This is a genomic window from Candidatus Alkanophaga liquidiphilum (assembly GCF_053996935.1).
Genome location: NZ_JBMXYC010000023.1, coordinates 1 through 25,012, shown reverse-complemented (window position 1 = coordinate 25,012; position 25,012 = coordinate 1). Strand labels below are relative to the sequence as shown.

The following is a 25,012-nucleotide window of genomic DNA, read 5'->3' as shown; positions in this document are numbered from 1 at the left end:
CTGAGAACGCGGGGAGAACCTTAGAAAGCGCTTCGATGAGCGTAATCTTCAGTTTACCACCGTATTTATCTACAAGTTCCCCGACAAGTTCGACACCCGTCAGGCCAGCACCTACGACCGCTATCCTGTCTTTACCAGAACTTACAAGTCTTTCAAGTGCTTCCTTTGCTTCCAGCGCCCCTTCAAGTGTATTTATCGAGTATGAGTGTTCTTCTGCTCCAGGAATACAGACATCTGACTGTACAGCGCCCACCGTGATAGCAAGAAAATCATATGGTACCTCTTCACGCTCAGTCTTCACAACTTTAGACTTGAAATCCACAGAAAGAGCGGCTTCGTTGATGAACTTCGCATCGTGCTTCCTTGCAAATGATGATAAATCACCAGTTATCTCGTCAGGAGTGACTTTTTCCGAGATGATCTCGGGAAAAAGGCTTTGATTCTGCATCCGCGCTCTGGGATCTATCATCGTAATTTCGGCATCCTTCATCCCTTTTCTCACGCCTTCAACAACCTCTATTCCTGCAAATCCGCAGCCAATAACAACGAGTTTCATAACGATCCACCTCCTACCACACTGCTAACAGTTTTTTTACATTAGTTTTTATCCTTTGAATTCTATGTTTCCGAATGGGCATGCAATCATGCAGGACTTGCAACCAACGCGCAGCATTTCGTTCCTGTAAACCACAGAACCCCTTCTCTCAAGGGCATTTGTCGGACAAACTTCCACACATGGGCTCTTCTCGCAGTGCTTGCACTCCAGATTTAGCGGAAACGTCTCGTAAACCTCTATTTTTACTCTTTTCTCCCTATTCTGCCTTGCACATGCTACCTCGCAGCTCCGACACTCTATGCAGAGGTCCAAATCAAAATAAAGCTCCGGCATGTTACACCCTCTCCAACGAGGCTACGCACGTCTTGTAATCTGAAGCGAATAAAATATTTTTCGGAATTTCTCGGCGGACCACCACCGGTGCCACCAACTCCTCAGCGTCGGTTTTGAGTCTTGCGGCGTCACCATCACTCAGCCCCAACGTAGCTGCATCTTCAGGATTTATTTCAATCCAACGCCACGGTTTTCCTGTTACCTCCCAAAAACGCTCCGCCACGAGCGCCCACTCAGGGTTAAACGTTCGGCGCTCGGTTATTACCAAAAACTTTCCCTCCGGTCTCGGTAGCTCGAAACGCACGTCGAACGGCAGTAGCCTCGCAAAGCGGTCGGTGGTCTCGAAACCACTTTCGTAGAGGCGCTTGCCGCCCCAGCGAACGCCGCCCTCAAGTGCGTCCTCAACAATCCCTCCGTAGGCTTTCACTGCCGCCGCAACTTCCGGCCAGCCCTCAAACCCCAACTCCACACCCAACCTCGCTGCAAGTTCTGCTAAAATTTCAGCCTCGGCTCTTGCGCCTCTCGGCGGCTCCACAGCTTTCCGCAGCCTCTGAATGAACCTATCAGTGCTCGTGAACGTCCCCTCCTTCTCGGCGAAGCACGCTCCTGGCAGTATGACATCCGCTTTTTCATCGCCTCGCAAAAACGTCTGCGTCGTCGCTATGAACTCCACACCGTCCAAATTAACATACGGCGGCATGCCTCCTAACGCAACTACGACCTTCGCATTGCCGTTGAACTCCTCCTCAAGAACGTCCTTAGCGCCTTGGATGTTCGGAACGCCCTCCACGACGCACAACCCCACCTTTGTAGCGTTCAGCAGCAACACGAGGTCCGCCAACGCCTTTACGATTTCCCTTGCGTTCTCCTCAAAGATAGCAGTGGTGTAAATGATGCACGGCTTAGATGCTTTCGCAAGCGTGCTTGCCGCTTGCGCTATGAGCGTCGGGCTTACGCCCGCCATTTCTGAAATCTCTTGGGGACTTTTCTCGTCCAGAAGACTTTTAAGCTCGTCGAAGCCCTTAGTCTGTTTTTCCACGAACTCCTTGTCGTAGGCTTCGCTTTCCACGATGCTTTTTATGATACCAAGGAGCAGTGCCGCGACGCCCCCTGGCTTACATTGTAGGAATAAGTTTGAGAACCATGCTGTCTTACCGGGGCGCGTGCCCACGGCGGTTACCCAAGCGCTGCTGTCAAACTTTGCCTTAAGCATGTATCTCGCAGCTAATGGGTTCTGTTCAATTGGTTCACCGACGATGAATAGGTGATCTGCGTCCTTCACCTCTGTAAGCGGGGTGATGGAAGCGTCGTAGCCAAATATATCTTTAAGCCCGGAGGCGGCACTTGGCGGCGTTGCTGCACGGACGTGAAGGGCGGCGGCGAGCTTCATTATCAAATAATTCTCCTCGTTCGTGCAGAATCCTGAGGAGAGGAAAACGACGGCATCGCCACCAAATTCCTTCGTCGCCGTTTTTATCCTACTGGCTACAATCCCAAGGGCTTCACCCCAAGAAGCTTTTTTGTAGGAGTCGCCCTCACGCACTAAGGGCGTTGTGAGCCTGCGCTCATGGTGAATTATCTCGTGGACGAGATTGCCCTGCGGACAAAGGGCGCCCTCATTAAACGGATGTTCTTTCCAATAATCCAACCCCACAACTTCCCGCTCTTTGACCAAGAGCAGCCCGCAGCCGAGCGCGCACATCGGACATACTGTTTTTATCTTTTCGATGGGCATGCTTCCACCTCAGAACGGATTTGGTATGTCCTTTATCATGTCGTATGTGAAGACGGCGCCATCCCTACAGACATAATACTTGCCGATGTTACAATGCCCGCACTTGCCTATGCCGCATTTCATCATCCTTTCTAACGACAGGTGGATATTTTCAGGCGCAAAACCGAGTTCGAGGAGTTTCTGCGTCACGAACTTTATCATTATCGGCGGACCGCAGACGAACGCCATGTTGTCCTTTGGGTCCACCTTAACGACATCGAAAAGCGAAGTCACGACACCCACATGTCCCTTCCAAGTTTCGTCAGCGAAATCTACTGTTAGGTATACCTCCACATGCTTCTTGAACTCATCCCACAGGTCTTTGTAAACTATGAGTCTTGGCTCTCTCGCACCATACAGCACCTTTATGTTGTTGTATTTCTCACGCTCGTGGATTAAAGCATAAATGAGGGAGCGGAGCGGAGCAATACCTATCCCGCCACCGACAATCGTGATGTTCTTGCCCTCACATTTCTCAAGCGGGAAATGCGTGCCGTAGGGCCCTCTTATGCCGACGATGTCGCCCTCTTTTTTCTGGTGAATGGCGGCGGTGACGCTGCCGACACGCATAATGCTAACTTCGAACTTTTCGGTGTCGAAGGGCGACGAGGAGAGCGTGAATGGCGCCTCGCCCATGCCGAACACAGAAACCTCGACGAACTGTCCTGCTTTGAAATTAAACTCGCCGTTCTTCAATTTGAACGTGAACGTCTTCACGTCGGGACTTTCTTCCTTAACCTTCAGTATTTCAGCGAGCTTTGGTATGTAAGGGTTCCCACCTCCAACAGCCGCTACCGCCACGCTTACCACCTACTTCATTATGCCCATAACATCCCTAATGTCAATCCTCGCCAAACAGGCGTTACGCAACGCCCGCAGCCCACGCACGCCGCCTCATTGTATTTCTCCACAAAATACACGAGTTTATGGAAAAACCTTTGCTTAAGCCTCTAGGCGAGCGCCGCCCTCGGATTCACACCCGCCGCCACCCGTTGGAAGGCTTCTGAGAGGCAGGGGTCCCAAATGCGAACTCTCCGCCAAGTCTCATCTTCTGGCTCCTCGAAGACGTAGAAGCAATAGCACGTCGGGCATGAGTAAATACAGCCGAAACACTCCACGCACATCCCCGCTAAGCCCTCAAAATACTCGTCTTCCAGCAAACTCACGTCCTCTTTTATCTTAGCCGCACTCTTGACTACATATTTCTCCTCAAGCCTCTTGGTCACATCCTCTCTTTTCTTCTGCCGCTCTTCGAGTTGCGAGCTTGAGGCGTCCTCCGTAAATTCTTCGAGGAGCGTCAGCAGCTCCCTACCACGCTCACTTCCCGCCTCCAGTAAATACCCGCCATCCACTCTGCTCATGTTCAGGTCGAAGCCACCTTCGGCATAAGGTTTCAGACCGAGAGCTACGCAGAAGCAGGAATCTGAAGGCTCTGCGCAGTCTAACGAAATTATCGTGACGTTCTCCCTTTTGGCTTTGTAGTATGCATCGGCAGGCTCTTCTAAGAGAACTTTGTCCAACATCTCCAAGGCTTTCAGGTCGCACGCCCGCAACCCTAAAAGCAAAACACCCTCCAACTCCTCGAGAGACACTTTTATTTCAACGTCACCACGCAAAAAATATTCAAACATCTTTTCCCTAGGTGGCAAAAACAAGAACTTCGGCGGCGGACCCGCTCGCCTTTCTATGCCTACTTCGTCTAACATATCCTCAGTGAGCACCCGTAAGCGCCGCCTATCGGACACACGACAACGTATTTCTGCATAAGTGCTCTTAACGCATCTTTCATCTTCTCTTCCCTGACGAAAACACATCTCTCTGCCATTCCTGTAAGTGCCACGATTCCAGCCCGATATAAAATTTTCTATTTTTATCGGGGGCATCAAGAAAAGCTCGGTATGTTATGGTGGGCAAGGTGGCACGCTCCCCTCATGGTTTTGAGCTTTGATGCCGCTTCTTAATCGCTCACGGCCCGCAAAAAACGTTGCTCCATAGTGTTCCATTTCGCACGGTTTATCATACGCGGTAAGACCTCGAATTTCGCCGGATGCATGTTTTTAGCTTCAATAGCACGCCCGCTCTATACCCCAAGGCTTCCTCCGTTCCGCAGCTTGACATTTGAGCTCGAAGGCGTGGGCGTGGTGTCTGACATCCTACGAAAGCATGCTGACAATCCTTGCTTAAAACTTTAAAAGTTAAAAGGCTGTTCTTCGGTAATTCTACAGCACATCCTTAGGCATCCGCAGGGACCCTTTATTCACCTCCTACCGATTTGAAACGTGCCCCTTGATATATCTCCGCACTCGACCTCTGTGGGCGTGACCCCGGCCGCTGCATTTCGAAGAAGGTTTTATATGCTAGAATGCAACGTTTTAACATGAGCGTCGAAGAGATTAAAAAAATCGCCCAAATTGGCGCCGGCGTGATGGGACACGGGATTGCGCAAGTGGCGGCGATGACGGGTTATGACGTCGCTCTGATGGACATCAGCAAGGACGCCCTTGACAGAGCGATGAAATTGATAACAGTAAGCCTGAGCAAGCTTGTCAAAAAGAACAAGCTCACCGAAGAGCAGAAGGAAGCCGTTCTGGGGAAGATAAAACCGACTTTAGATTTGAAAGAAGCTGTTCAGGACGCTGACTACGTGATAGAGGCGGTTTTCGAAAGTTTAGACCTTAAGAAGCAGGTCTTCAAGGAAATGGACGAAATCGCCCCAGAGCATACAATCCTCGCATCCAACACCAGCACCATCCCTGCCACGATACTGGGAGACGCAACGAACAGACCGGACAAGGTCATAGATATGCACTGGTTCAACCCGGCACAGCTCATGAAGCTCATCGAAATCATGCCCGGCGAGAAGACGAGCGAGGAGACCCTAAAGACCACCGTGGAACTCTCAAAGAAGCTCGGCAAGGTGCCTATCGTCCTCAAAAAGGACGTCTGGGGCTACGTCACCAGCAGGATGGCAATTAGTTTCCTCTACGAGGGCGCCTGGGACCTCCAAAGGGGCATGGCGGAGCCTAAGGAGATAGACGCCGCCGTCCGCTACAAGCTGGGCTTCCCGATGGGACCCTTCGAGCTCGCTGACCTCACGGGAATTGACATAGGAAGGGAAATGGACGAAATCGTTGAGGAACTGAGCAAGACGCACCCCGCATATGTAGAGGGTCCCGTGGTACGTGGCCCACCGATAGTTAAGGAATACATCGAAAAGGGCTGGCACGGCATGAAGAGCGGCAAGGGCTTCTACGAATACCCCGGCCCGGGCGTGTATAAGCGGGTTGAGATTCCGGAGGAGCTTAAAGAGAAATACGACCCGACTCGTTTCATCTCGACGCTGGTCAACGTCGCCGCCTATCTCCTGCGGATGGAGGTTTCCACGAGGGACGACATCGACACTATGATGAAGCTCGGACTCGGCTACCCGAAGGGCATTTTCCAGTTCGCCGACGAGATCGGCGTGGGCAAGGTCGTGGAGACGCTGAAGGATGCGAAGGAGAGGTATGGGCAGAACTGGTATGAGCCTGACCCGCTGTTGGTAGAAATGGCAGGAGCCGGGAAGAAGTTCTACGAATAACCCTCCTCTCTTACTTTTTTAAACATTACTATTTTCGTTAGTTGCGATTTTCTGCACAAGTTGTGAGTTGCTCATGCTTTACGCTAAACACGGCAGTGCTTTAATCAAGCAGCCCCATTTATGCTTGGGTGGAAGCCTTGCAGAGGCAAGAAGTAATGGAGAAGGAGCGGCAGTTCATCATGCAGACATATTCACGGCTGCCGGTGCTCATCGTCGAAGGGCGAGGCGTCGTTGTCAAGGACGCCGACGGGCGTGAATACGTGGACTGTGTCGCCGGCATCGCGGTGAACAGTGTTGGGCACTGTCACCCGAGGGTCGTCGCCGCAATAAAGGCGCAGGCGGAACGCCTTATCCACCTCTCTAACCTCTTTTACACGGAGCCGCAGGTCGAGCTTGCGGAAAAGCTCTGCCGTCTCGCGAAATTCGAAAAGGTTTTCTTCTGTAATTCCGGAGCAGAGAGCGTCGAAGCCGCTCTAAAGCTCGCACGCAAGGTTACTGGGAAAAAAGGTTTTATTGCGGCGCAGAACAGCTTTCACGGGCGGACTTTCGGGGCGCTCAGCGTCACGCACCACGTCAAGCGTGACGTTTTCGAGCCGCTGCTCCACAATGTGAAGTTCGTGCGTTACGGCGACGCAGACGCCGTCAGAAAAGCTATTGATGAGGACACGGCAGCCGTCATCCTTGAACCGATACAAGGCGAAGCCGGCGTGATAATCCCACCGCTCGAATACTTGAGGGAGGTCAAAGAGATTTGCGAAAAGCACGACGCCCTTTTTATTCTCGACGAGGTGCAAACCGGCTTCGGACGCACCGGTCGCTGGTTCTGCAAGGAGCATTTCAAAGTGCAGCCTGACATAATGGCTGTTGCAAAAGCGCTCGGCGGGGGCTTTCCAATCGGCGCTACGCTCTCGAACTTCAGCTTCGAGCGCGGCGAGCACGCCTCGACGTTCGGCGGAAATCCACTGGCATGTGCGGCGGCGCTCGCAACGCTCGGCGTCATCGAAGAGGAACAGCTTGTGGAACGCTCGGAAAGGCTCGGAGCTTACTTCATGCAACGGCTTTCCGAGGTAATCGGTGACTACGACAGTGTTAAAGAAATCCGGGGGAAAGGACTCATGCTCGGCGTGGAACTGCAGGAGAAATGCGAGAATGTCGTGAATGAAGCGTTGAAGCGTGGTGTTTTATTGAACTGCACCGCCGACCGGGTCATTCGGCTCGTCCCTCCCCTCGTCATAAGCGAGAAACAAATAGACGGCGTCGTGAAGATTTTATCCGATATTTTGAAGGGTTTTGACGAAGGTTAATGGCTGCCGTTTTGACGAGGGTTAATGGCTGCCGAGCCTACTCGAGACGGCATTTAGAAAAGCGAGAGCCTGCACCGCCCGCCGTATCGTAGGGAAGACTGCCACGTTTCTTCCTCTCTCCAACTTCCGCACGTATTCGGCGGAGGGATACCCGTAGAGCCATACGACCACAGGCTTCTCAAACTCAGCCGCCACCTCTTTTATCACGTCAGAAACGTCAATTTTCGCATGTCCCTCCGTCATCGGCGCAAAATATATGCAGAGGAGCGCCGCAACGTCTTCGTCGCAAAGCACTGCTCGTATGACGTCCTCATAGACTTTTGAGGGACCGTGCGCCATCGCTCCCACCCAGATGTCCACAGGATTCCGCACTTGCATCCATGCAGGCATCCACCGCTGTATTCTGGCGATCGTCTCTGTGGAAAGCTCAGAAAGCCGCAAGCCGCACTCCTCGACGACGTCTGCAACCATAACGCCAGCAGCACCTGCATACGTTATCACTGCGACCCCGGCGCCTCGCAGCGGTGGCAGCCGCAGGAACGCTTTTGTGAAGTCCTGAAGCTCGTCAATGTCGCTGACGACGAAAGCGCCTGCCTGCCGCAATGCCGCCGTGTAAACACGATAGTTGCCCGTCATTGCGCCGGTGTGCGACGCCGCAAGCTCCGCACCTTTCTCACTACGTCCCGTTTTCAGCACAAGGATAGGCTTCCGCCTCGCCACCCTCATTACCGCCTCCAAGAAGCGCCGCCCATCTTTCCCATGCAGTCCCTCCATATGCAGGATTATCAGCTCCGTCTCTTCATCCTTCTCGAAATATTCTAAGGCGTCTACGAAGTCTACGTCGCACATGTTTCCCAAATCCACGAACTTTCCCGGAAACAGCTCGCCAACACCCAAGACAAAAAAGCCGGTCTGCGAAACTATCGCGACGGGCATCCGCCGCTCCTGCAGCGGAACGCCATGCAGCGACCCGAACGTCGTCGAGAAGCCGTTAAAGGCGTTCAACACGCCCATAGTGTTTGGACCGAGCACACGCACACCACCCGCCTTCGCCGTCCTGACTATTTCCTCTTGCAACGCCTGCCCCTCGGCATCAGCCTCCGCAAAGCCCTGCGTCACGATTATCACGCCATGCACGCCCTTTTCCACACACTCTTCGACCATCTGCGGCACGAGCTCCCTCTTTGTGGAGATGACGGCGAGGTCCACGTCCGCAGGCACGTCCTTAATGCTTCGATACGCTTTCACGCCTAAAATCTCCGAAGCGTGCGGGTTTACGGGGTAAACGTCGCCGTCAAAGCTCTCCAGCAGATTTAGGAGCGTGACGTATGCGCCGGGGCGTTCTTTTCTCGGCACTCCTACAAGCGCCACAGAGCGCGGTTTCAAAAAAACCTCCATAATCTTTCTAACGCCGTTTTTAAGTTAATACCGACTCGTGGCGAGCGGTCTGCGTCCCTCCCCCGCACGAATCTGGCGACGCTCCTTGTCTGGGAATCAAGCCTTCGCCCGCGAAATCGGGATGATACGCAAGCCGAAGCCCGGCTCTACGTCAAAGCTGATAATGTTGCCGGTGGTCCTGTCAGCGCCACGCATCTTCGCAACCTCCATCGTCTTCATGAGCTGCGCCCCGACCTCCTCTATTCTAAGGCGGATGTGTCCGTCGCAAATCGAGCGTATCCTAACGAGTAACTCCTCTGAAAACGCGTATTCGTGCGCCGTTATTAAGATAGTCTTGCCTTCGTCGCACAAACTCTTGCAACTTGCAAAGAAGTTAATGATATCCGATTCTGAGGACTCTGCGTGCTCTAAAGTCGTTAAGAACACAGTAAGTGAGTCTATTATCGTGACCTCCTCCTCCAAGACCTTCATGCTTTTCAGCAAGTATTCGAGGAGCGGAAAGCTCAGTTCTATGCCCTTCAGGTGAATCGGGAATATTTTGATTCTTCCAAGGATAAAGTAGTCGGAGATGTCTAAGGAGAGGCTCTCCATTTGCTTTATCAAACTCTTGACCGTGTTTTCCGTAGTGTAATAAGCCATAGTGAAGCCCTGCTGGAGTCCGCCCCACATGATTTGCTGTGAAAGCACGCTCTTCCCACTGTCATTCGGACCCTCTATGAGCGTGAGCGAGCCTACGGGGATGCCGCCACCCATCTTCTTATCAATCTCCGAATTTCCGGTGGACAGCACTTTCTTGTTTTTATACACATCCTCAAGCTCTTCCTCGTCAAAGCCCTCCATCCCCATCGTCATCACCCGAGGTATGAAGACGTTTTAACGCCGTTCGGCGTGGCAACGACGAGCCAGCCGCTCTTATTCGTATCCAGCGGTGAGCTTAATCTTATCCATATGTTCAGTGCCTCGGCGGGGTCTAAGATTCCGGGGTTCATTTCATCAGGACGTATTTTAACAACTGCCCACGTATCATTTTTCGGCGGTGTGCTCTGCGTGTATGGCAACCACCGCACCTCCTTTCCTCGCTGCGAATAATAGGAGACGATGACGTCCATTTTTGAAAATTCCCTAATCCTTTCCTCGCCTGTGTTGTTAATAGTGACGTTCATGTCGGTATTGCTTGAGATATTAACATCTGATATTTCAATTTTCGTCCGCATCTGCTCGCCTTTCAACGATTGCATCTCCTTTACCGCACAGTTCAACGTCTCACTCATGAAATGCCCCCCTGCCACAAATACATACATCGCAGAGACCAGAAGCGTCATGGCGACTATCGTTGCGATTAGAGCCCCGAAGCCCATTACCCGGCATCACCTCATATCGAGAAAAAATCTTCATCCGAAACACCGTTGTAAATCACAAATTTGACATAATAATCCCCAGGCGTTGCCGTTTGGTTGATTGTAATTTTTATGGTCTCGCCCACGTCCCAACGCCCGTCGCCGTCGTCATTTTCAATGGTAAAATTCCAGCTTGGCGACGTAGAGAGGCTTTCGTCATAAGTTACTCTTTGAAAATCATCTACGAGCCCAAAAAACAAGTCCGAATTATCAACCTGTGGAATTTCGGTTTTCCCTACGTTTTTTACCCATACGTAAACAACATCAGTGGTATTCCCCTCGCTTATTATCTCTATATCGCTTTTTATTTTATCGCTCAATTTAGAAGAAGTTGTTATGAACGAGCCACCAACGCTCACCACCGAGGGATATAAAACATTTATCAGAGCAACGGCGCATATGACGGAGGCGATAGTGAGGATTGCCGCAGTTATAACACTTTCCGACACCCTCACTCCCCCCACTCAAGCATCGATAATATCAAAGGGTCAGGCCCTTCATCCCGTAATACCTTGTTAAGATGGTAGACCGCAAGTATGCAATCCCTCATGCTTACCTCTCGCTTGGGAGTCTTATCCGAAAGTTCTGAAATCTTTAATATAAGCTCTTTGACGCTCTCAGGCATGTTCCCGGTGAGCGTGTAGATTTCAAGGATGCGGCTCAGCTGCTCCCGTCCTATAATTGAAAGCATTCTGTCCGTCCAGAGCATGAGCTCAGTCAATTTCTGAACGTCAATCCCCGACTCCAACGCCCTACCTCTCAAAATAGCCATACGCTCTTCTCTCGTAGGCGACGCCCTCTCCTCTTCGTGGCTTAGGTCTCTGCCCACTTCCTTTTTTAGACGCTCCCTCGCCCTCTCAATCTCCTCTTTCAGCTCTTCGGCACTCGACACATCGGCCCTCACTTGCTCCATAGCAGCATTTAACCTCTCCTCCACGAACTTTTCCAAACTCTCTGTTAGCTCGTTAATAATCTCTTCCTTCACCGCCTCCAGTGCCTCCGGCGAAATTTCTTTCACTTGAGCATCTTTAACAACTTCTTTCAGCCTCGCTTTCGCCTCCTCCTCAATTTTTTCTAATATCTCCTCCTTAAATCTGTCCAAATCAACCTCAGGTTTTATGTATCCTTCTTTTATCTTCTTAAGAATGTCATTCTTCAATACCTCTATTCGTTCATCGCTCATTATCATCTCTTTTATCACTTCCATATTTCTAAAAGGATTCTCTAAGTTGTTCATGATCTCCCGAATGTCTATGAGTATCTTCTTAATTTCCCCCTTTAGAAGCTTCATTTCTTCTTCCAAATGACCAAGATTTGTTACTTTTATCTCACCACCCATAGCGCATCACCAAGTAAAAAATAAAAAGAAAAATAGTTAGTGCAGATTCATCACAGTGTCAACACTTGGTGGTATCGTTCGCGTTATAGCCAGCGTCGCACCTTCTGGCGGCTTCACTTCTATGGTGAACTGCTCGTTTCTTTCCAAGGTATAATCCGACGTATTCACGCTTATCTCCGCCTTCTCTCCAAACTCCAAAATGTTGTCCACCGTTTCCTGGTCCCCGACGAACGTGAGCGTCCATGTAGCGTTGTTCACGTATCTATCGGCGTCGTAGTAGGAGATAACGGTTTTCCCGGGAGTCAAATCCACGGGATGATGCCCGGCTGTCAATGCCAACGTGAAGGTTATGTTCACAACCTTACCGCTGGTAGTGTTCCCATAAGCGATAACATCGCCGAGCAACTCGACGGACGACGTGGCTTGCGTCACGCCGGTATGCACGACCTCCTGAGATTTCTGGGTGGTGAAGAAGCCGGCGTTGAGGACGACGTAGCTGAAGACGGCGGCGACGACGACGAACGCCGTCAATACGATCGCTGCTTCCAGCCCCGTAAAGCCCTTCTTATTCTTAAATTTCAATTTCGCCCTCATTTTCCACCCCCTAATACAGCGGGTCCGATTTGTGTATGGAGACTGGCGCTCTTTTCACTATCGCAATGGACGCTCCAGATGCTGGCTTCACTTCTATCGTGAATTCTTTGTTCGCAGTGACGCCGTAGTCCGGCAGCGAAACTATGATTTTCGCCTGCTCGTTTGCCTCCAGCAAGTTATCAGAATCCCCTTGGACTATCGTGTAATTCCAGCAGCCCATCGTCATGTTCCCTTTAGAGGCGTTTCCATAAGCGCAATACGTGAGATTGCCCTCGTGCAGTTCCTTATCGGTGTATGCTATCGTCAGCTTGTTCAACGCTATCGGATTTTGCCCGGCTGTTAGCTGAATGTAGAACTCTACCACCGTCAGGTTCGTGGAGTCGAGCTGCGTCTTGTTCGTATCGTTCCACGCGTAGTATGACCAGTACGTTGTGTAGTTGTCGGGATTCGTGTAGGTACTGCGGTTCCACGTTCCGACAACGGCGTTCGTAGTTCCCGTGATGCTTCCGACGACCTCACCATACTCCCAGCCATGCCCAATGACCGTTCCAGCAAGTTCGATGCTGGAGGTGGCTTGTTCGACGCCGGTGTGGACGACCTCTTTGCTCTTCTGGGTGGTGAAGAAGCCGGCGTTCAGCACAACGTAGCTGAAAACCGCAGCAACCACCACGAACGCGGTCAATACAATTGCGGCTTCCAGCCCCGTAAAGCCCCTCTTGTTGTTAAAAATATTTTTTCTCATCCATCCACCTCCTCAATGCAGGTTCATCACTTTGTCTATAGACGACGGTGCGCTCCTCGTTATTGAGATTGTTGCGCCGCTTGCGGGTTTGACCTCTATTATGAACTGCTCATCCGTCGTGACGCCATAGCCCGGTAGCGTAACGGTTATTTCGGCTTTCTCTCCCCGCTCGAGCAGATTATCGTTGTCGCCGTATCCTGCCGTTGTTATGATGGAATAATGCCATTCGCTCATCTTCATCCCAAGAGTGCTGCCTGTCATGCTGGTGCCTGTGGCGCTTGCGTTATACGTGAGATTGCCGACGTGCGTGTCTTTATCGGTGTAGGAGACTACAAGCCCGTCCATGTCCATAGGGTTCTGCCCGGCGGTTAGTTCCAAGTAGAACTTGACGACAGTCAGGTTTGTGCCGAGCGTGTTTTCGTAGCGTTCCGCAGTGCTGTTATAAGTCCAGCCGTAACCCACGACATCACCGGTCAGCTCGATGCTGGAGGTGGCTTGTTCGACGCCGGTGTGGACGACCTCTTTGCTCTTCTGGGTGGTGAAGAAGCCGGCGTTAAGGACGACGTAGCTGAAAACCGCAGCAACCACCACGAACGCGGTCAATACGATCGCTGCTTCCAGCCCCGTAAAGCCTTTCCTACGCCTTCGTCCACTTCTTATATCCTTTCGGATGTTCTCACCCCCACTTTCAAATTAACGACAATGAATTACGCCATCATACTAAAGTATTTTCCCTTCATTGAAGATTTTATTTCAAAATAATCAAATTATTTAACGAATAAGAAGAATTTTTTACAAAAGTTTTAAAAAATGTCCCCCGATGTCCAAGCCACCTTGTTTCTTCAGCTTTTTGTAAGAGGCTTTGCTTATTCGTATCGTGGTTTCTTTGCCGTCCTTGCTGACTTTAAGCGTGTACGTGCCGTCCTTGTTCCTATTGGCATTTAGAACGGACCATGTTGATTTAATGTCGCCTCCCGTCTCGCTTTCAGCCTTAATATTCCGACGCATTAACAAAAAGATAACAACGGCAACCACAGCAATGACGGCGGCAGGTGCGGCAATCCAAGATTTCTTGTAAGCTGCGAAATTGGATGCAGCGAAAGATGACTCTTCGCCGTCGTTGGAGGTGGCATTCGTTGCGTTTTCAGCCGCTGTTGCGTTTTCGGCGAACATTGTATTTTCGAGGGGCTCTGTTTGGTTTGTGGACGGCTGGGTCTCTGGTTCAACATGTTCCTCGCTTGGAGTGAAAGTAACCGTTATGGAACCCTTTTCAATTTCTGGCATTTCCGGCGAGGACGCTGTGATGGTGACACTTCCGCCACCGGCGTTGGTAGCTCGCATTTCAGTTGTAGCTTTTCCGTTAGTTGCGTTTACCTCGTATGCCGAGAGCGTTGCATTTCCGGATACTTCGAACTTCACACTTATGTTCAAGGCGGCGACGGCGTCGCCTTCATAAATCGTTGCGGTCAGTAAGGCAGTGGCGTTCGCCGGCAGCACCGTGCGGTTTGCGCTTAACCTTATTTTCGGTCGTTCCTTGTATTCGACGAAGACGGGCGCCGATTCGTTGCTCGGATTGTCAGCGTCGTCGACCGCAATAGCCGTTATCGTGTTGTTGCCTCTGACAAGCGTGACTTCCAGCTCGAACCGCCCGCTAGCCACTACCAGAGCCTCGCCGCTTACGTTGCCGTTAATGAAAATTTTCACAGTGGTATATGGCTCTGCCGTCCCCGTGATTTCTATTTCTTCTTTATATACCGGTGAAGGCGGCTCGTCGAGCTTCGGCGGCTCTGGCGGAGTGGTATCACACTTCACGGTAACGACGTTTGACGTTACGTTCACGTCGGAAATTTTAGCGAATATCTCGTTTGTGCCTTCGCAAAGGGACACTTTCGCAGAGAGATTCCCATGTTCGTCGGAGCTGGCGACGTTCACAAGCTCGGCATTCACGTAAATCTCGATGCACGTGTTGCGAGGAGCGAGTCCTTGGATTTCAACGTCCGTTTTGTTCGTGGGGGACTCCGGCTGTTGAAGAACGACGGCACGGGCGTCTACGAATAGCCAGACCGCCCTTGCAATGATGATGTCGCCGGCAGCGTCCAGCGGCTCGAAGAGCAGCATGCCGTGATAAATGTCCGGAGACGCAGCGCTGACGCTCACGGTCAGGCTGTAGGTCTGCATTTCTGAGATGTAAAATTCTTCATCGTAGGTTATGGAAATGCCAACGTCGTCAGCGCTTTTGTTATGCAACAGCGGATTTCTTTCAGCCACGCCGCACTCCGCCCAGAAGTCGCTCACACGCACTCTACCCGCGTAATCCATGCTTGAAATCACTACAGTGCGGCTCACGGCATTTTCGTAACACCTCTCAAATTTTACCTCCTCGGGCACTATTATGCTCGCAGCTTGCGTAGTCTGGACCGCTGTGACGAGTAGCAGCACGCCTACAACCAGTAATAGCATTAAAAATGCTTTGCGCACGCCAGTTAGAGCCGCACCGCTCATTTTAACCACGTTAAACCGCTGAAAGCACGTAAGTTATGGCCTCTTTCACGCTTTCTGGATAGTTGTAAGAAGGTGGCAAGTTCAACCTGACGTCCACCGTCACCTCTTCAGAGGAGAATCCGATAATCCTGCCCATTTCGTCATATATCGGCTGCGTCTCAAGCAGTATGCTGAAAGCGCTCACGTCATAAATGTCGCCGGCGGCGTCCTTAAACTCCAAATATTTGAAAATGCTGTCGGCAGCAGGGGGCTTTATCGTGACGATGACGTCGCACGTCCCTATGTTTTTAAAAGTGACGGGCGACCAGCCGGTGGGCGTCCCCGGATATACGGTGCCGAAATCCCAGTTATTGGCGGCAATAACCTGAATCGCCATTATTTTCGGGACAACATCCACGCTCGCTGTTTCTTCAGGGTCTTCGGTGGCGTTCGTGGTCACGTAGTCGTCGCCGACGCCGCTTCCCGCATGCAACGTTAGGACGACAGAGGCTTTTTTATCAGAGGCGACCCACGCCGTAATCATCACGTCCCTCGTGACAGTCACGTTCTCAGGTGGCGGAATTGAGCCGTTCAGATATGACCTGTTGAACTCTCCAGTCTCCACGTCGAAGAGGAGCGGGTTAGACTGGTTAAACGTAAAAATCCCCTCGCTTACCTGCCCGATTTCTGGGTCATCGCATTCCCAACAAGCTTCGGGCACGAGGAAAGGGTTCCCCTCGCGGTCGTAAGCTTTTAACCCGAAAAAGACCCTTGAATTTTTCCGCACGCCCCCTCTACTTATGACAGTTTTGTTCTCCACAGTGATTTCAATGGTGTGGACAGGACCGTGCTCCACGACGACCCTCGCCTCGTCACACATGGTGCCATATATCGCCTTTACGACGCCGACGCCAGCTTTACGCGCCCGGAATACGCCATTTTCATCAATCTCGCCGATGGTGGCTCGCCATTTGACCTTATGCGTCACGTCCTTCGTCTCGGTGCCATTTTCGACAAGCACGGTTGCGAATGCAGTGAACTGCTGCACGTTTCCAGCGAATAAGGTGGCGTTCGCCGGCGTGATGACGAGGCTCGTCACGTATTCGTCGTCAACGCCGCCGATGCCGCCGCCTGTGTATGTGAAAGCAGGCTGGAGCAAAGCCACAAGCATCAGTGCGCATGGAATAAGTATCAGTTTACGAGGCATCACGCAAAAATGTGAGGATTATATTAAAATAGTTTTCTATGTTTGAAAATTTATTAGAAATGGGGCTGCATTTTTTTGAATATTAGAGAAAGATATTTAAATCATCCTAAGTTACGGACAATCATGGATGTGAAAGTTATCAAGCAGATGTTCGGAAGCCCCACGCATGTGAAGACCATCCTGCTATTCTATAATGGTGGGAGTTATTTCGACAATATCACGGGCTTGACGAAAGCGTTGGGGAAGAGCCACGTCACGGTCCGCAAGGTCGTCTCAGACCTGCTGAAGGCGGGAATCTTAAAAGAAGTGACTGTCGGACGCTCAAGGGTCATAAAAATAAACGAGGACTCGCCATACACAAAGGCGCTCTTCGAGTTCCTTGATAAAATAAAAGAGATAGAAGAGGGCAAGACCGAAAAAGACCGCATAAAGACCCTTATAGAAAGGAGGGCGGCAAAGCAGGGAGAATCGTCTAAAAATGCCAATAATGCCAATAATAGGAATAACTCCATTAAAATAAGGGACCTCAAACGATGGGTGTGAGTTTTATCTCTAAAAACTCCCCCAATTCCTGAGAAAGTCCGTATATGCAAGTCCTTGGTCTTATCCCATACATACACACGACGCCATCTATCTGTGTCATTTTAAGATAGATGCTTGCCATTTCTTTTATTTCGCCGCTCAATACCGTCGAAGGTCTCATTAATCCTATCATTAGGTCTCCGTTGTGGTGATTTCGCACTATAAGCTCGGAAAGGTGCACGCGCACGTCATTTTCGTCAAAGAAATTCATCTTCGTGAGTCCGATGACGTGCAGACAGTGTTTACCCTTGCCCTTAAGCTTATTATATTCTTCCATATAACTGTTGAAGTATTCGGACAGGTTGTCGCTGCCCGCATCAGCGTTTATTACTTTCACATTGCGTATCTTGGCTTCCTCGACGTAGTTGGCGATGCTTTCTTTAATGAACTCCGCATCTAAACCCTCCTCAGGAATGACAAGGACGCCCATGTCGTTGTGTAGGAAGTTGGCAACGGTCTGCAATACTATTTGCCAATAGCTTTCTAAGCCCACGCTTTCCTTCGCCACTTCGAGCAGTATGAAGCCGCCGTTCGGGTAGCCGCCTCCGAGGATGTCATCGAGCGCCATTATGCCCGAGGAGAATAGCGCGTCCTTGTTAGGTATTCTCTCCTTTTTTGCTCTCACAAGCGCTATGTTGGAAGTGACATGCGTGAACCGTCCGTCATGTAAAGTGAACAAGTTCATCTGCTCTTTTATCGGGATACCCCGCATCTTCTGGATAAATACACGCCGCACGAGTCTCTCGTCCTCTCGCTCCTGCTTGAACAGCAGGATGCAGTCTACGAGGTAGTCGAGCTTCTCCTCTTCCTCCTTCTCGCTTATCAACACAAGGTTGGTCTCGGTTTTCCGAGCGATATCAAGCATCGAGACGTTCAGCTTTTCTGCGTCGCCGCCTATTTGCGAGTGTATGGCATCCCAACTGTCGACGATCAGGATGGAAACGTCCTTCTCTTCAACTTTTGTGAAAACTGCACGCAAGAAACTTGCAAAATCCTCGTATCTCAAATGCTTTGATTTGTCCTCAACGAACTCCGACTGTGTGGCATCCAATATGTTCCCCGCAGGCACGAACTCGCTTATTCTCGGAAACTGTTTGTAGAGTGTTTCCGGGTCCACCCGTGTGGATATGTAAACCCCTTTCCCGCCACCTTTTGAGCATACTTCTTCAAGTAACGTCACAGCAAACGTCGTCTTTCCAGTTCCCGGACTACCCTTTACCAAAATGGTATATCCATTTATCTTCTCAAAAGCCCTTAATACGTCATGCACGATCATCTTCATTGAAAAATTTAGGATGTATTATATAAAGTTTGCCGAAAAACGCAATTTTTTATACATCGTTTAAACATCCTTAAGTTCTGCCCTTATATAAAAGAGGGGAGAAAATGACAGGTTCTGGAAAGGAAAAGTTAGTAAGAGTAGCAAGGTTTTTAAGTCCGCTGCGTGGATTTGCTGCCGATGAGCATGAAATAGAATACCGTAGAGATGCTTTTACCGGCGTGGAGTGCCGGATAAACGTGGCTCGCTCGAAAAGGGTGAAGCAGGTTGAGGAGGCGGAAGAGGAAGTAGCTGAGATGATAAAGCGGACGAGAGAGGGCTGCTTTTTCTGCCCTGAGCGGCTTAAGAGCGCCACTCCTAAGTTCACGGGTTTCTATGAGGGGCGTATTGTCGTCGGTAGTAGCTGTGCGTTCCCTAACCTCTTCCCCTTCGGAAAATATCATGCCGTCGTCACGTTCTCAGAAGACCACTTCCTCGACCTGCATGAGTTCTCCGTGAAAATCATAGAAAGCAACCTGAAAGCGAGCATCGCGTTCGTAAACGCCGTCCATAAATACGACAGGAGCGCAAAATACCCGATTTGGAACTGGAACCACCTGCCGTCGGCGGCGGCGAGCATCATACACCCGCACGTCCAAGTGCTTGTTGAAGAACGTCCGACACCCTTCCAGCGCAGGCTGCTGGAAAACAGTAGGACATACTTTGAGGGGGCTGGCAGAAACTATTGGGCGGCGCTCGTCGAGGAGGAGAAAGCCGTCGGTGAGAGGTTTATAGGCGAAATTGGCAGCGGTGTCGACGGCGTCGTGGCGCTCGCAAGCTTCGCGCCACTCGGGAATAACGAGGTTATGCTGATTTTCAAGGGCGTGAGCTCGCTCGCAAACCTTAACGAGCGGCAGATTAGGAACTTTGCGGAATGTCTCGTTAGGGTGCTGCGCTGCTACAAGAAGAGCGGCGTTAACTCATTCAACGTCACGACCTTCTCCGGAAGCATCAACGGCGGTGAAGAAGATTATTACTCGTTACATGCGAGAATCATCTCAAGACCGAGATTCAGAGCCTTTTACACGAGCGATACTGGCTTCATGGAAAGATTCCACTACGAGTGGGTAATAGAGACGATGCCTGAAGATGTCGCGGAGCGGATGAGAAAGTTTTTCTGAGGTGGGCTTTTGAGGAATTAGAACAAGCATCTCTGCTCCGAACTAGGATGAGAAAAGCAGTACAAGCACGTCGTTCCAGAAATCTACGAAGCAGAAGAAGAAAAGGAGTATAGGGAAAAGCGTCGTGATGGCGGCGTCGGCGTCGGAACGAACGAAGCGCCCGCTTCTCAACACGAGGTATATCGCAAAGAGGCACGCCCATTGTGCGGCGAACAGCCAGCTTATGAACATGTAGAAACGCCCTGCCAACAGCCCCATCTCTACAAAGCCATTTGCAAGCAAGTAGTGCGTGAGCGTGAGTGCGCCGAAGCTGCACGAGAATGCAAGCGCAAACAGCACGTCAAGATGCCGCCGCCGCACTCTGAAACTCAACTCCTCCATCCCTCTTACTGTGGAAGTTTCTCAAAAAGCAATGTCGGAGACTTCAATATTTATTTCAAACCCTTTCAAATAAAGTTTATAACGTTTACAAAAAATATGACGAATAATTTAAAAAGTTATGAGCTTGTTACGCGTGGCTGTTTTTAGCGACGCCATATCGCCGCACAGTTTTCTATCATCGTAACATCAGTGAGCATGCTCGTAACGACAGCCGCCATTGGGATTGCTGAGGTGGAAGAAGGCGTGGAGCCTGTGCGGCGAGTTATGGTGGTTCAGGCGACCTCAGCGCTCACATTTCTTTTCTACCATCCCAACCGATCTTCTCTGCTATCCTCTTTTCTTCTAAATCTACTTTCCAAATTGCATCTAGGATTATTCCTGCAAGTTTGTAAAAACTTCTTCTATTACTTTTTACAACGAAAACTAACCGAGCATCATTTTTTATAGCCGCAACTTCTAAACCTTTTAGTTTTTTCTCGAAATGAAAAAATTTCGGATAAAATTGCCGCTCTATTTCAAAAAAAGCCAGATATCTGTTATTTTCTTTCACTACTATATCAACCTTAGGTCTACTCGATTTAGAGCCGTGTTTATCAGGCTCCCCCAGAATTTTTCGAACTCTTAACAACTCTGAATCTCTTGATAGCTCTTTAAACCATAGAGAGCTTAAAAATTGTAGGATAGGCATTTTTGATAATTTCTTCTGTGGATATATCAGAATAACCTAATTTCCTTAATTCACCTACGACTACCTCCTTCATTAATCTGTGTTCCTCAGTTTCAATCTTCTTCTCCTTTTGTCATTTTAGATTTCTTGCAAGGGATTTTACATTGTTGGATATATTGGCTGATGCCCCCTCTATTAAGCAGTAACAAAATATTTTTGCTTTCTCGGTAGGGTCTTCTGGAAACATATCTTTGTATTTGTTCGTCAAGTCTCTTGCTAGTCTTTCTATTCCTAACATCAGATCTAACGCAAAATCAGCGTTGGTCATCAATTCTTCCGCTTTCTCCTTCTCCCTCATAGACATCTTCCCACCCATTAGTTTCTTTTTAAGGAATTACATATGTAACTTTTGTTAAGGATTGGCGATAGTGTGGCCTCTTCCCTCGTCTAAAGATGGAGGCTTCCACCGTGAAGTTTTGGGGGTTCGGGAGTGTGCAGCACGGCACGAGCTGCGCCCCCGTCGGGCTGAGCACGCTGCCCCTGACCGCAAGATATACCCACGAACTCGCCTCAACATGGATGTAAGCGCCCTTCATGCTCGGCGTGCTGATGTGTGTGGTTTTATCCTTATTTAAAAGGGACTTCAGATATACTGCCAAGCTATGACGTTTGTCGTCATTTGGAACATATACGAAGCGTTTATATGAACGAGTTGGGCGAAATGTTTAAGGGTGTGAATAAGATGGGAAATCTGAGAAGACCGAATGCTAATGATGCAACAGGGAAGTTCAATCGTTCCAGGAACGTTGTTCCGATGTCCGGGCTTTGCACAAGGTGCATTGACGGCTGTAAAGGTGAGGTCTGGTTGGCATCGTTCAGAGGAAGGGAGGTGTTGTATCCACGCCCTTTGGGGAGATAACTGCGGGAGCAGATAAGGAATATCCTGTGGACTACTCTCACTTGAGCATTCAGGGCTATGCAAGGGGAGCGAAAGGCTTGGAAGGCGAAGCGGGTCCTGACGAGGCTATCTTTTCGAATGTTGATACTACGACAGAATATGGGTGGGAGAAGAAAGTGAAGATGCCCCATTTTCACAACCTCCTGCCGCAAGGAAGCTCTTTAGAGCTGAGAGGAATTGCGGTGTACATTATTCTCTGGTTGAATAACCTTATACAATCCTCTGGTTTTGCATTTTGCGTAAAGCGTTTGTTGTCCACGTCGAAAGTATGCAGCGAAATTGTTCCTTTGGATTCTAAATATCCACCCACCCTTGCTAACTTGCCTTTCCATAACACGATGTCTCCCTTCTTGAAACCTAAGCTCATGCTTCCACCTTCTCTCCTCCTTCTTCCTCCCTTCTCAAACTGGAATTTATGGAGTTGCCTTCTCGGATATTGATACCGTTTCCAGACGAAGAATGAGGGCGCTTTTAGTTTTTTTAACCCTATCTCATTTGCCGCAATAACCAACGCATCTATGGCATGTGAATTTATAGAGCGCTCTCTTTTATCTCTTGCTTTTTTGGCGTTGTATTTCTCTCTGAGCCTCGCTGTTTCTATGCCTTCTACGAGTTCCAACTCTCCAAACCAAGCTCGTAGCGTGTTATACACTTTGGTCTTCCCTATTTCAACGGTGGAGAAGTGCCTGCCCCCCCTCTTGTGATAGTGGTCGAATCTGACATCCTCCACTACTGCTTTGCTAATTGGGTAAATTTTTCTTAACTCTTCTACCACTTTCAGTCGAAAATCAACCTTTGCCTTCTGCGAAGGCGCAATCCATCCTCCCTTGCGTTTGCGATTGTTGAACCTACAGGGGCGCCTTCTGCACTTCCTGTATCTGCGGAATCTTCTCTGCCGCCTTCTTTGTTCCATCTTTTTAGCTATGCCTTTTGGAAGTTCAAGCATTCCTGTTTGCAACACTTCTTTCTTGGACACTACCGCAACGCCATCAAACCTTGAGCCCGGGTCTAATCCCAGCACTACATCCTGCGCTTCATCCCCCGCAGCCACGGTGAGCTGGACATAGAATATTCCCAGTTTTGACCACTTTGGTATCGCTTTTCCTTGCTTGATCCACCTCCTCGCCCTTGATGCCTTCGTCGGCATCCTCGGCTTCCCTTCCTTCCCTACTACAGGAACTCTTGGGTTTTGCACGGTATAACCCTCCTCTCGATGAGGAGTTTAGTGCCCCTCGGGGTTGCCCCGGCGGCTTAGTTGCCCGACGGCAACACCGAGCCTGCCAAGCCCAGCAGTGCTTGGAACTGGGGCGTTTGATGCATTCCAAGGTGCTTGTAGCCCCCGGGGCGGCTGCTCCTTCCGGAGCCCCCTAGTCAGCTCTTCGTTGCCCTAGCATTCGGGCAAGCTCCACCCCTTTTAGGTGGAGCAGCTGACTTAAGCCCATTTTCACTTAATACCTGATTGGAAATACAGCAGTTAATATAAATGAAAAGGAGGGCAAGGAGAAATATTGATAAAAAGGAGGAAGGAAGTCAATGGCAAGCGTTAGAAACTTCCCAGTGTGCTGCTACTGTGGTGCGTGTGCAGCGTTCATACCTTTCGAGAAGTATAAGGAGGAAGAAGTGTTGTTTGACAAGGGCTGCGGCGGTGGGACGGCGTCAAAAGGCTTTTGTTTCAGTTTTTGTCCCCGCTCATTCGCAGCTTGCCGTTTATGTGAGGGGGATTGCCCGAGGACGGAAGTATGTGATTTCAGCCCTCGTGCATCCAGTCCTGAGAGACGAATCTTGGGACACTATAAAGAGATAATAAGTGCGAGAGCAAGAGAGAAAGGCGTAAGAGAGGCGGGGCAGGACGGCGGTGCTATAACTGCAATGCTTTGTGAGGCGTTGGAAAGAGGATTTATAGATGCTGCGGTTGTCGCTGTGCGGACAGAAGATTGGAAAGCGGAGCCTTTCGTCGCCACTACACCGGAAGAAGTTTTGCGCGGCGTGGGTTCAAAATACACTGCCTGTCCTTCTGTTCTTGGTGTATGGGAGGCGATAGACCGCGGGTATGAAAATATCGCTATGGTCGGCACGGGCTGTAATATAGAGGCGGTGAGAAGGCTTCAGGCGTTGCATGACCCTGCTCTGGAGCTTGACAGAGTGAAGGTCTTAATCGGACTTTTCTGCACCGAGGCTTTCTGGCATCGTGATTTGGTGGCGTTCCTCGCAGAACGGGGAATAAACATCAAAGAGGTAGAGAGGTTTTGCGTTTCAAAGGGTAAATTCGTGGTGGTTACAAAGGACGAAGAGCACAGTATTCCGACTAAAGAACTGGAACTTTGCATGCGGGACACATGCAGGATATGCGAGGATTTCACCGCACAGCTTGCGGATGTTTCCGCAGGCTCGTCTGGTTCGCCAGATGGATGCACTTCATTAATAATCAAGACAAACGCGGGAGAGGAGCTCGTAAGTGTTTAAAAAAGGGCAATAGAAACGAAGAAGCTGGATGATGCGGGGATAAAAAAGATAGAAAGGCTCGCTTTTAATAAGAAGATGAGGAATTACGGCATGATGCTAGACCAGATGGGGATTTGTTCAGCGTGTTTAACCAATCCGTATTCTTTTACGTTGCAAACAGGTGATTGAAATGGCGGACATATATGCGAATGCGAGGTCCACCACGGGAACGTCCGTGAGAAGGAGAGACGTGAATACGCTGAGCGGGATGTGTCCGATATGCGTGAAGGAGTGCACGGTGCTCTGCGAAATCGGGAAGAGCGCGTTCAGGGGACGAGAGGTATTGTATCCGGAGCCAGAGCAGTTTGGATGGAGCACTGCGGCGTCGAACAAGAATTATGGACTCGATTGGTCCGACTTCAACATCCTTTCGCGGTTGCGAGGCGCAGAAGGCATCGAGCCGGAGCCGGATGTCGCTTTGTTCCATAACGTGGATATAGAATCGAAGATAGGGGGCATTCCGTTGAAAATACCGCTGGCAACTGGCGCATTCGGGTCTACGGATGTTGCAAGAAACAACTGGGATGCTCTTGCTATCGGTGCTGCGCTCTCAGGAGTAATAATAATTATCGGGGAGAACGTTTGCGGTGTTGACAAAGAATCGGTATTCACGAACGGAAAAGTGACGAAATCGCCGGAGATGGAACGGAGGGTGAGACTTTTCAAGGAATACTGGGACGGCAAATACGGAGATGTGGCGGTGCAAACAAATGTAGAAGACCAGAGGTTCGGTGTGGATGAGTATGTGGTGTCCAAGTTGGAAGTGAATATAATAGAG

General features: G+C 50.1%; 26 protein-coding genes and 3 pseudogenes. 8 read left to right on the top strand and 21 right to left on the bottom strand.

All coding sequences use genetic code 11. The features are described 5' to 3' along the window. The 6 genes and pseudogenes from ACXJJA_RS03060 to ACXJJA_RS03035 all read right to left on the bottom strand — a co-directional run. Positions 1–556: NAD(P)/FAD-dependent oxidoreductase (locus ACXJJA_RS03060; RefSeq protein WP_456486757.1), on the bottom strand; the 556-nt coding region annotated here is incomplete at its 3' end. 48 nt (positions 557–604) lie between these two features. Further along, positions 605–889 carry a 4Fe-4S dicluster domain-containing protein gene (locus ACXJJA_RS03055; protein WP_456486756.1) on the bottom strand — a complete coding sequence of 95 codons (285 nt, stop codon included), beginning with the start codon at positions 887–889 and terminating at the stop codon, positions 605–607. A 1-nt stretch (position 890) separates the two neighbouring features. Then, entirely contained in the window at positions 891–2,624 is a 1,734-nt protein-coding gene (locus ACXJJA_RS03050; protein ID WP_456486755.1) for a molybdopterin oxidoreductase family protein, read from the bottom strand. 9 nt (positions 2,625–2,633) lie between these two features. Further along, complete coding sequence (locus tag ACXJJA_RS03045) at positions 2,634–3,464, bottom strand: FAD/NAD(P)-binding protein (RefSeq protein ID WP_456486754.1); 831 nt, start codon at positions 3,462–3,464, stop codon at positions 2,634–2,636. Positions 3,465–3,481: 17 nt separating this feature from the next. Next, positions 3,482–4,186, bottom strand: a pseudogene (locus ACXJJA_RS03040) (4Fe-4S dicluster domain-containing protein). A gap of 176 nt (positions 4,187–4,362) precedes the next feature. Further along, on the bottom strand, positions 4,363–4,488 hold the full coding sequence (locus ACXJJA_RS03035; RefSeq protein WP_456486753.1) for a hypothetical protein: 126 nt from the start codon (positions 4,486–4,488) through the stop codon (positions 4,363–4,365). A 552-nt stretch (positions 4,489–5,040) separates the two neighbouring features. Here ACXJJA_RS03035 and ACXJJA_RS03030 point away from each other — a divergent pair. Together ACXJJA_RS03030 and ACXJJA_RS03025 are read left to right on the top strand one after the other, a co-directional pair. After that, positions 5,041–6,243 carry a 3-hydroxyacyl-CoA dehydrogenase gene (locus ACXJJA_RS03030; RefSeq protein ID WP_456486752.1) on the top strand — a complete coding sequence of 401 codons (1,203 nt, stop codon included), beginning with the start codon at positions 5,041–5,043 and terminating at the stop codon, positions 6,241–6,243. Between the two features lie 128 nt (positions 6,244–6,371). Further along, positions 6,372–7,547, top strand: a complete 1,176-nt coding sequence (locus tag ACXJJA_RS03025; RefSeq protein ID WP_456486751.1) for an acetylornithine transaminase — start codon at positions 6,372–6,374, stop codon at positions 7,545–7,547. Positions 7,548–7,568: 21 nt separating this feature from the next. On the opposite strand, the gene ACXJJA_RS03020 is transcribed toward ACXJJA_RS03025, so the two are convergent. From ACXJJA_RS03020 to ACXJJA_RS02975, 10 genes are all read right to left on the bottom strand, one after another. Next, on the bottom strand, positions 7,569–8,918 hold the full coding sequence (locus tag ACXJJA_RS03020) for an acetate--CoA ligase family protein (RefSeq protein WP_456486750.1): 1,350 nt from the start codon (positions 8,916–8,918) through the stop codon (positions 7,569–7,571). 123 nt (positions 8,919–9,041) lie between these two features. Next, positions 9,042–9,797, bottom strand: a complete 756-nt coding sequence (gene arlH, locus ACXJJA_RS03015; protein WP_456486749.1) for an archaellum protein ArlH — start codon at positions 9,795–9,797, stop codon at positions 9,042–9,044. Then, positions 9,797–10,303 carry a hypothetical protein gene (locus ACXJJA_RS03010; protein WP_456486748.1) on the bottom strand — a complete coding sequence of 169 codons (507 nt, stop codon included), beginning with the start codon at positions 10,301–10,303 and terminating at the stop codon, positions 9,797–9,799. The genes arlH and ACXJJA_RS03010 overlap by 1 nt, the downstream gene beginning before the upstream one ends. A gap of 14 nt (positions 10,304–10,317) precedes the next feature. Further along, positions 10,318–10,791: a hypothetical protein gene (locus ACXJJA_RS03005; protein WP_456486747.1), complete on the bottom strand. Its 474-nt coding sequence runs from the start codon at positions 10,789–10,791 to the stop codon at positions 10,318–10,320. Positions 10,792–10,793: 2 nt separating this feature from the next. Next, complete coding sequence (locus ACXJJA_RS03000; RefSeq protein ID WP_456486746.1) at positions 10,794–11,681, bottom strand: hypothetical protein; 888 nt, start codon at positions 11,679–11,681, stop codon at positions 10,794–10,796. Positions 11,682–11,717: 36 nt separating this feature from the next. Beyond that, complete coding sequence (locus ACXJJA_RS02995; RefSeq protein ID WP_456486745.1) at positions 11,718–12,275, bottom strand: flagellin; 558 nt, start codon at positions 12,273–12,275, stop codon at positions 11,718–11,720. A 10-nt stretch (positions 12,276–12,285) separates the two neighbouring features. Next, a complete protein-coding gene (locus ACXJJA_RS02990) occupies positions 12,286–13,017 on the bottom strand; it encodes a flagellin (RefSeq protein WP_456486744.1) in 732 nt (243 codons plus the stop codon). A gap of 12 nt (positions 13,018–13,029) precedes the next feature. Further along, positions 13,030–13,620, bottom strand: coding sequence for a flagellin (locus tag ACXJJA_RS02985; RefSeq protein ID WP_456486743.1), 591 nt, complete (start codon positions 13,618–13,620; stop codon positions 13,030–13,032). A 189-nt stretch (positions 13,621–13,809) separates the two neighbouring features. Then, positions 13,810–15,519: an Ig-like domain-containing protein gene (locus ACXJJA_RS02980; RefSeq protein ID WP_456486742.1), complete on the bottom strand. Its 1,710-nt coding sequence runs from the start codon at positions 15,517–15,519 to the stop codon at positions 13,810–13,812. A 10-nt stretch (positions 15,520–15,529) separates the two neighbouring features. Next, a complete protein-coding gene (locus ACXJJA_RS02975) occupies positions 15,530–16,705 on the bottom strand; it encodes a hypothetical protein (protein ID WP_456486741.1) in 1,176 nt (391 codons plus the stop codon). 123 nt (positions 16,706–16,828) lie between these two features. On the opposite strand from ACXJJA_RS02975, the gene ACXJJA_RS02970 reads away from it, so the two are divergent. Continuing rightward, positions 16,829–17,248, top strand: a complete 420-nt coding sequence (locus tag ACXJJA_RS02970) for a hypothetical protein (RefSeq protein ID WP_456486740.1) — start codon at positions 16,829–16,831, stop codon at positions 17,246–17,248. Here ACXJJA_RS02970 and ACXJJA_RS02965 read toward each other — a convergent pair. After that, positions 17,232–18,569, bottom strand: coding sequence for an RAD55 family ATPase (locus ACXJJA_RS02965; RefSeq protein WP_456486739.1), 1,338 nt, complete (start codon positions 18,567–18,569; stop codon positions 17,232–17,234). The two genes, ACXJJA_RS02970 and ACXJJA_RS02965, sit on opposite strands and share 17 nt — an antisense overlap. Before the next feature lie 104 nt (positions 18,570–18,673). Here ACXJJA_RS02965 and ACXJJA_RS02960 point away from each other — a divergent pair, with 104 nt between their 5' ends. Next, on the top strand, positions 18,674–19,726 hold the full coding sequence (locus ACXJJA_RS02960) for a hypothetical protein (protein ID WP_456486738.1): 1,053 nt from the start codon (positions 18,674–18,676) through the stop codon (positions 19,724–19,726). 42 nt (positions 19,727–19,768) lie between these two features. Here ACXJJA_RS02960 and ACXJJA_RS02955 read toward each other — a convergent pair whose 3' ends face one another. The 3 genes from ACXJJA_RS02955 to ACXJJA_RS02945 form a co-directional block, all read right to left on the bottom strand. Next, the gene (locus tag ACXJJA_RS02955; RefSeq protein ID WP_456486737.1) at positions 19,769–20,107 is read right to left on the bottom strand and encodes a hypothetical protein; all 339 of its coding nucleotides are present in this window, start codon (positions 20,105–20,107) and stop codon (positions 19,769–19,771) included. Positions 20,108–20,396: 289 nt separating this feature from the next. Next, positions 20,397–20,657 carry a hypothetical protein gene (locus ACXJJA_RS02950; protein WP_456486736.1) on the bottom strand — a complete coding sequence of 87 codons (261 nt, stop codon included), beginning with the start codon at positions 20,655–20,657 and terminating at the stop codon, positions 20,397–20,399. Positions 20,658–20,907: 250 nt separating this feature from the next. Then, entirely contained in the window at positions 20,908–21,132 is a 225-nt protein-coding gene (locus tag ACXJJA_RS02945) for a hypothetical protein (RefSeq protein WP_456486735.1), read from the bottom strand. Between the two features lie 95 nt (positions 21,133–21,227). Here ACXJJA_RS02945 and ACXJJA_RS02940 point away from each other — a divergent pair, with 95 nt between their 5' ends. Then, positions 21,228–21,359, top strand: coding sequence for a hypothetical protein (locus ACXJJA_RS02940; protein ID WP_456486734.1), 132 nt, complete (start codon positions 21,228–21,230; stop codon positions 21,357–21,359). Positions 21,360–21,516: 157 nt separating this feature from the next. Then, positions 21,517–21,857, top strand: a pseudogene (locus ACXJJA_RS02935) (FMN-binding glutamate synthase family protein); the annotation flags it as partial. 8 nt (positions 21,858–21,865) lie between these two features. Here ACXJJA_RS02935 and ACXJJA_RS02930 read toward each other — a convergent pair. Then, entirely contained in the window at positions 21,866–22,927 is a 1,062-nt protein-coding gene (locus tag ACXJJA_RS02930) for an RRXRR domain-containing protein (RefSeq protein WP_456486733.1), read from the bottom strand. A gap of 338 nt (positions 22,928–23,265) precedes the next feature. Here ACXJJA_RS02930 and ACXJJA_RS02925 point away from each other — a divergent pair, with 338 nt between their 5' ends. Beyond that, positions 23,266–24,195, top strand: a complete 930-nt coding sequence (locus tag ACXJJA_RS02925; RefSeq protein ID WP_456486732.1) for a Coenzyme F420 hydrogenase/dehydrogenase, beta subunit C-terminal domain — start codon at positions 23,266–23,268, stop codon at positions 24,193–24,195. A gap of 169 nt (positions 24,196–24,364) precedes the next feature. Next, positions 24,365–25,012 (top strand): annotated as a pseudogene (locus ACXJJA_RS02920) (FMN-binding glutamate synthase family protein); the annotation flags it as partial.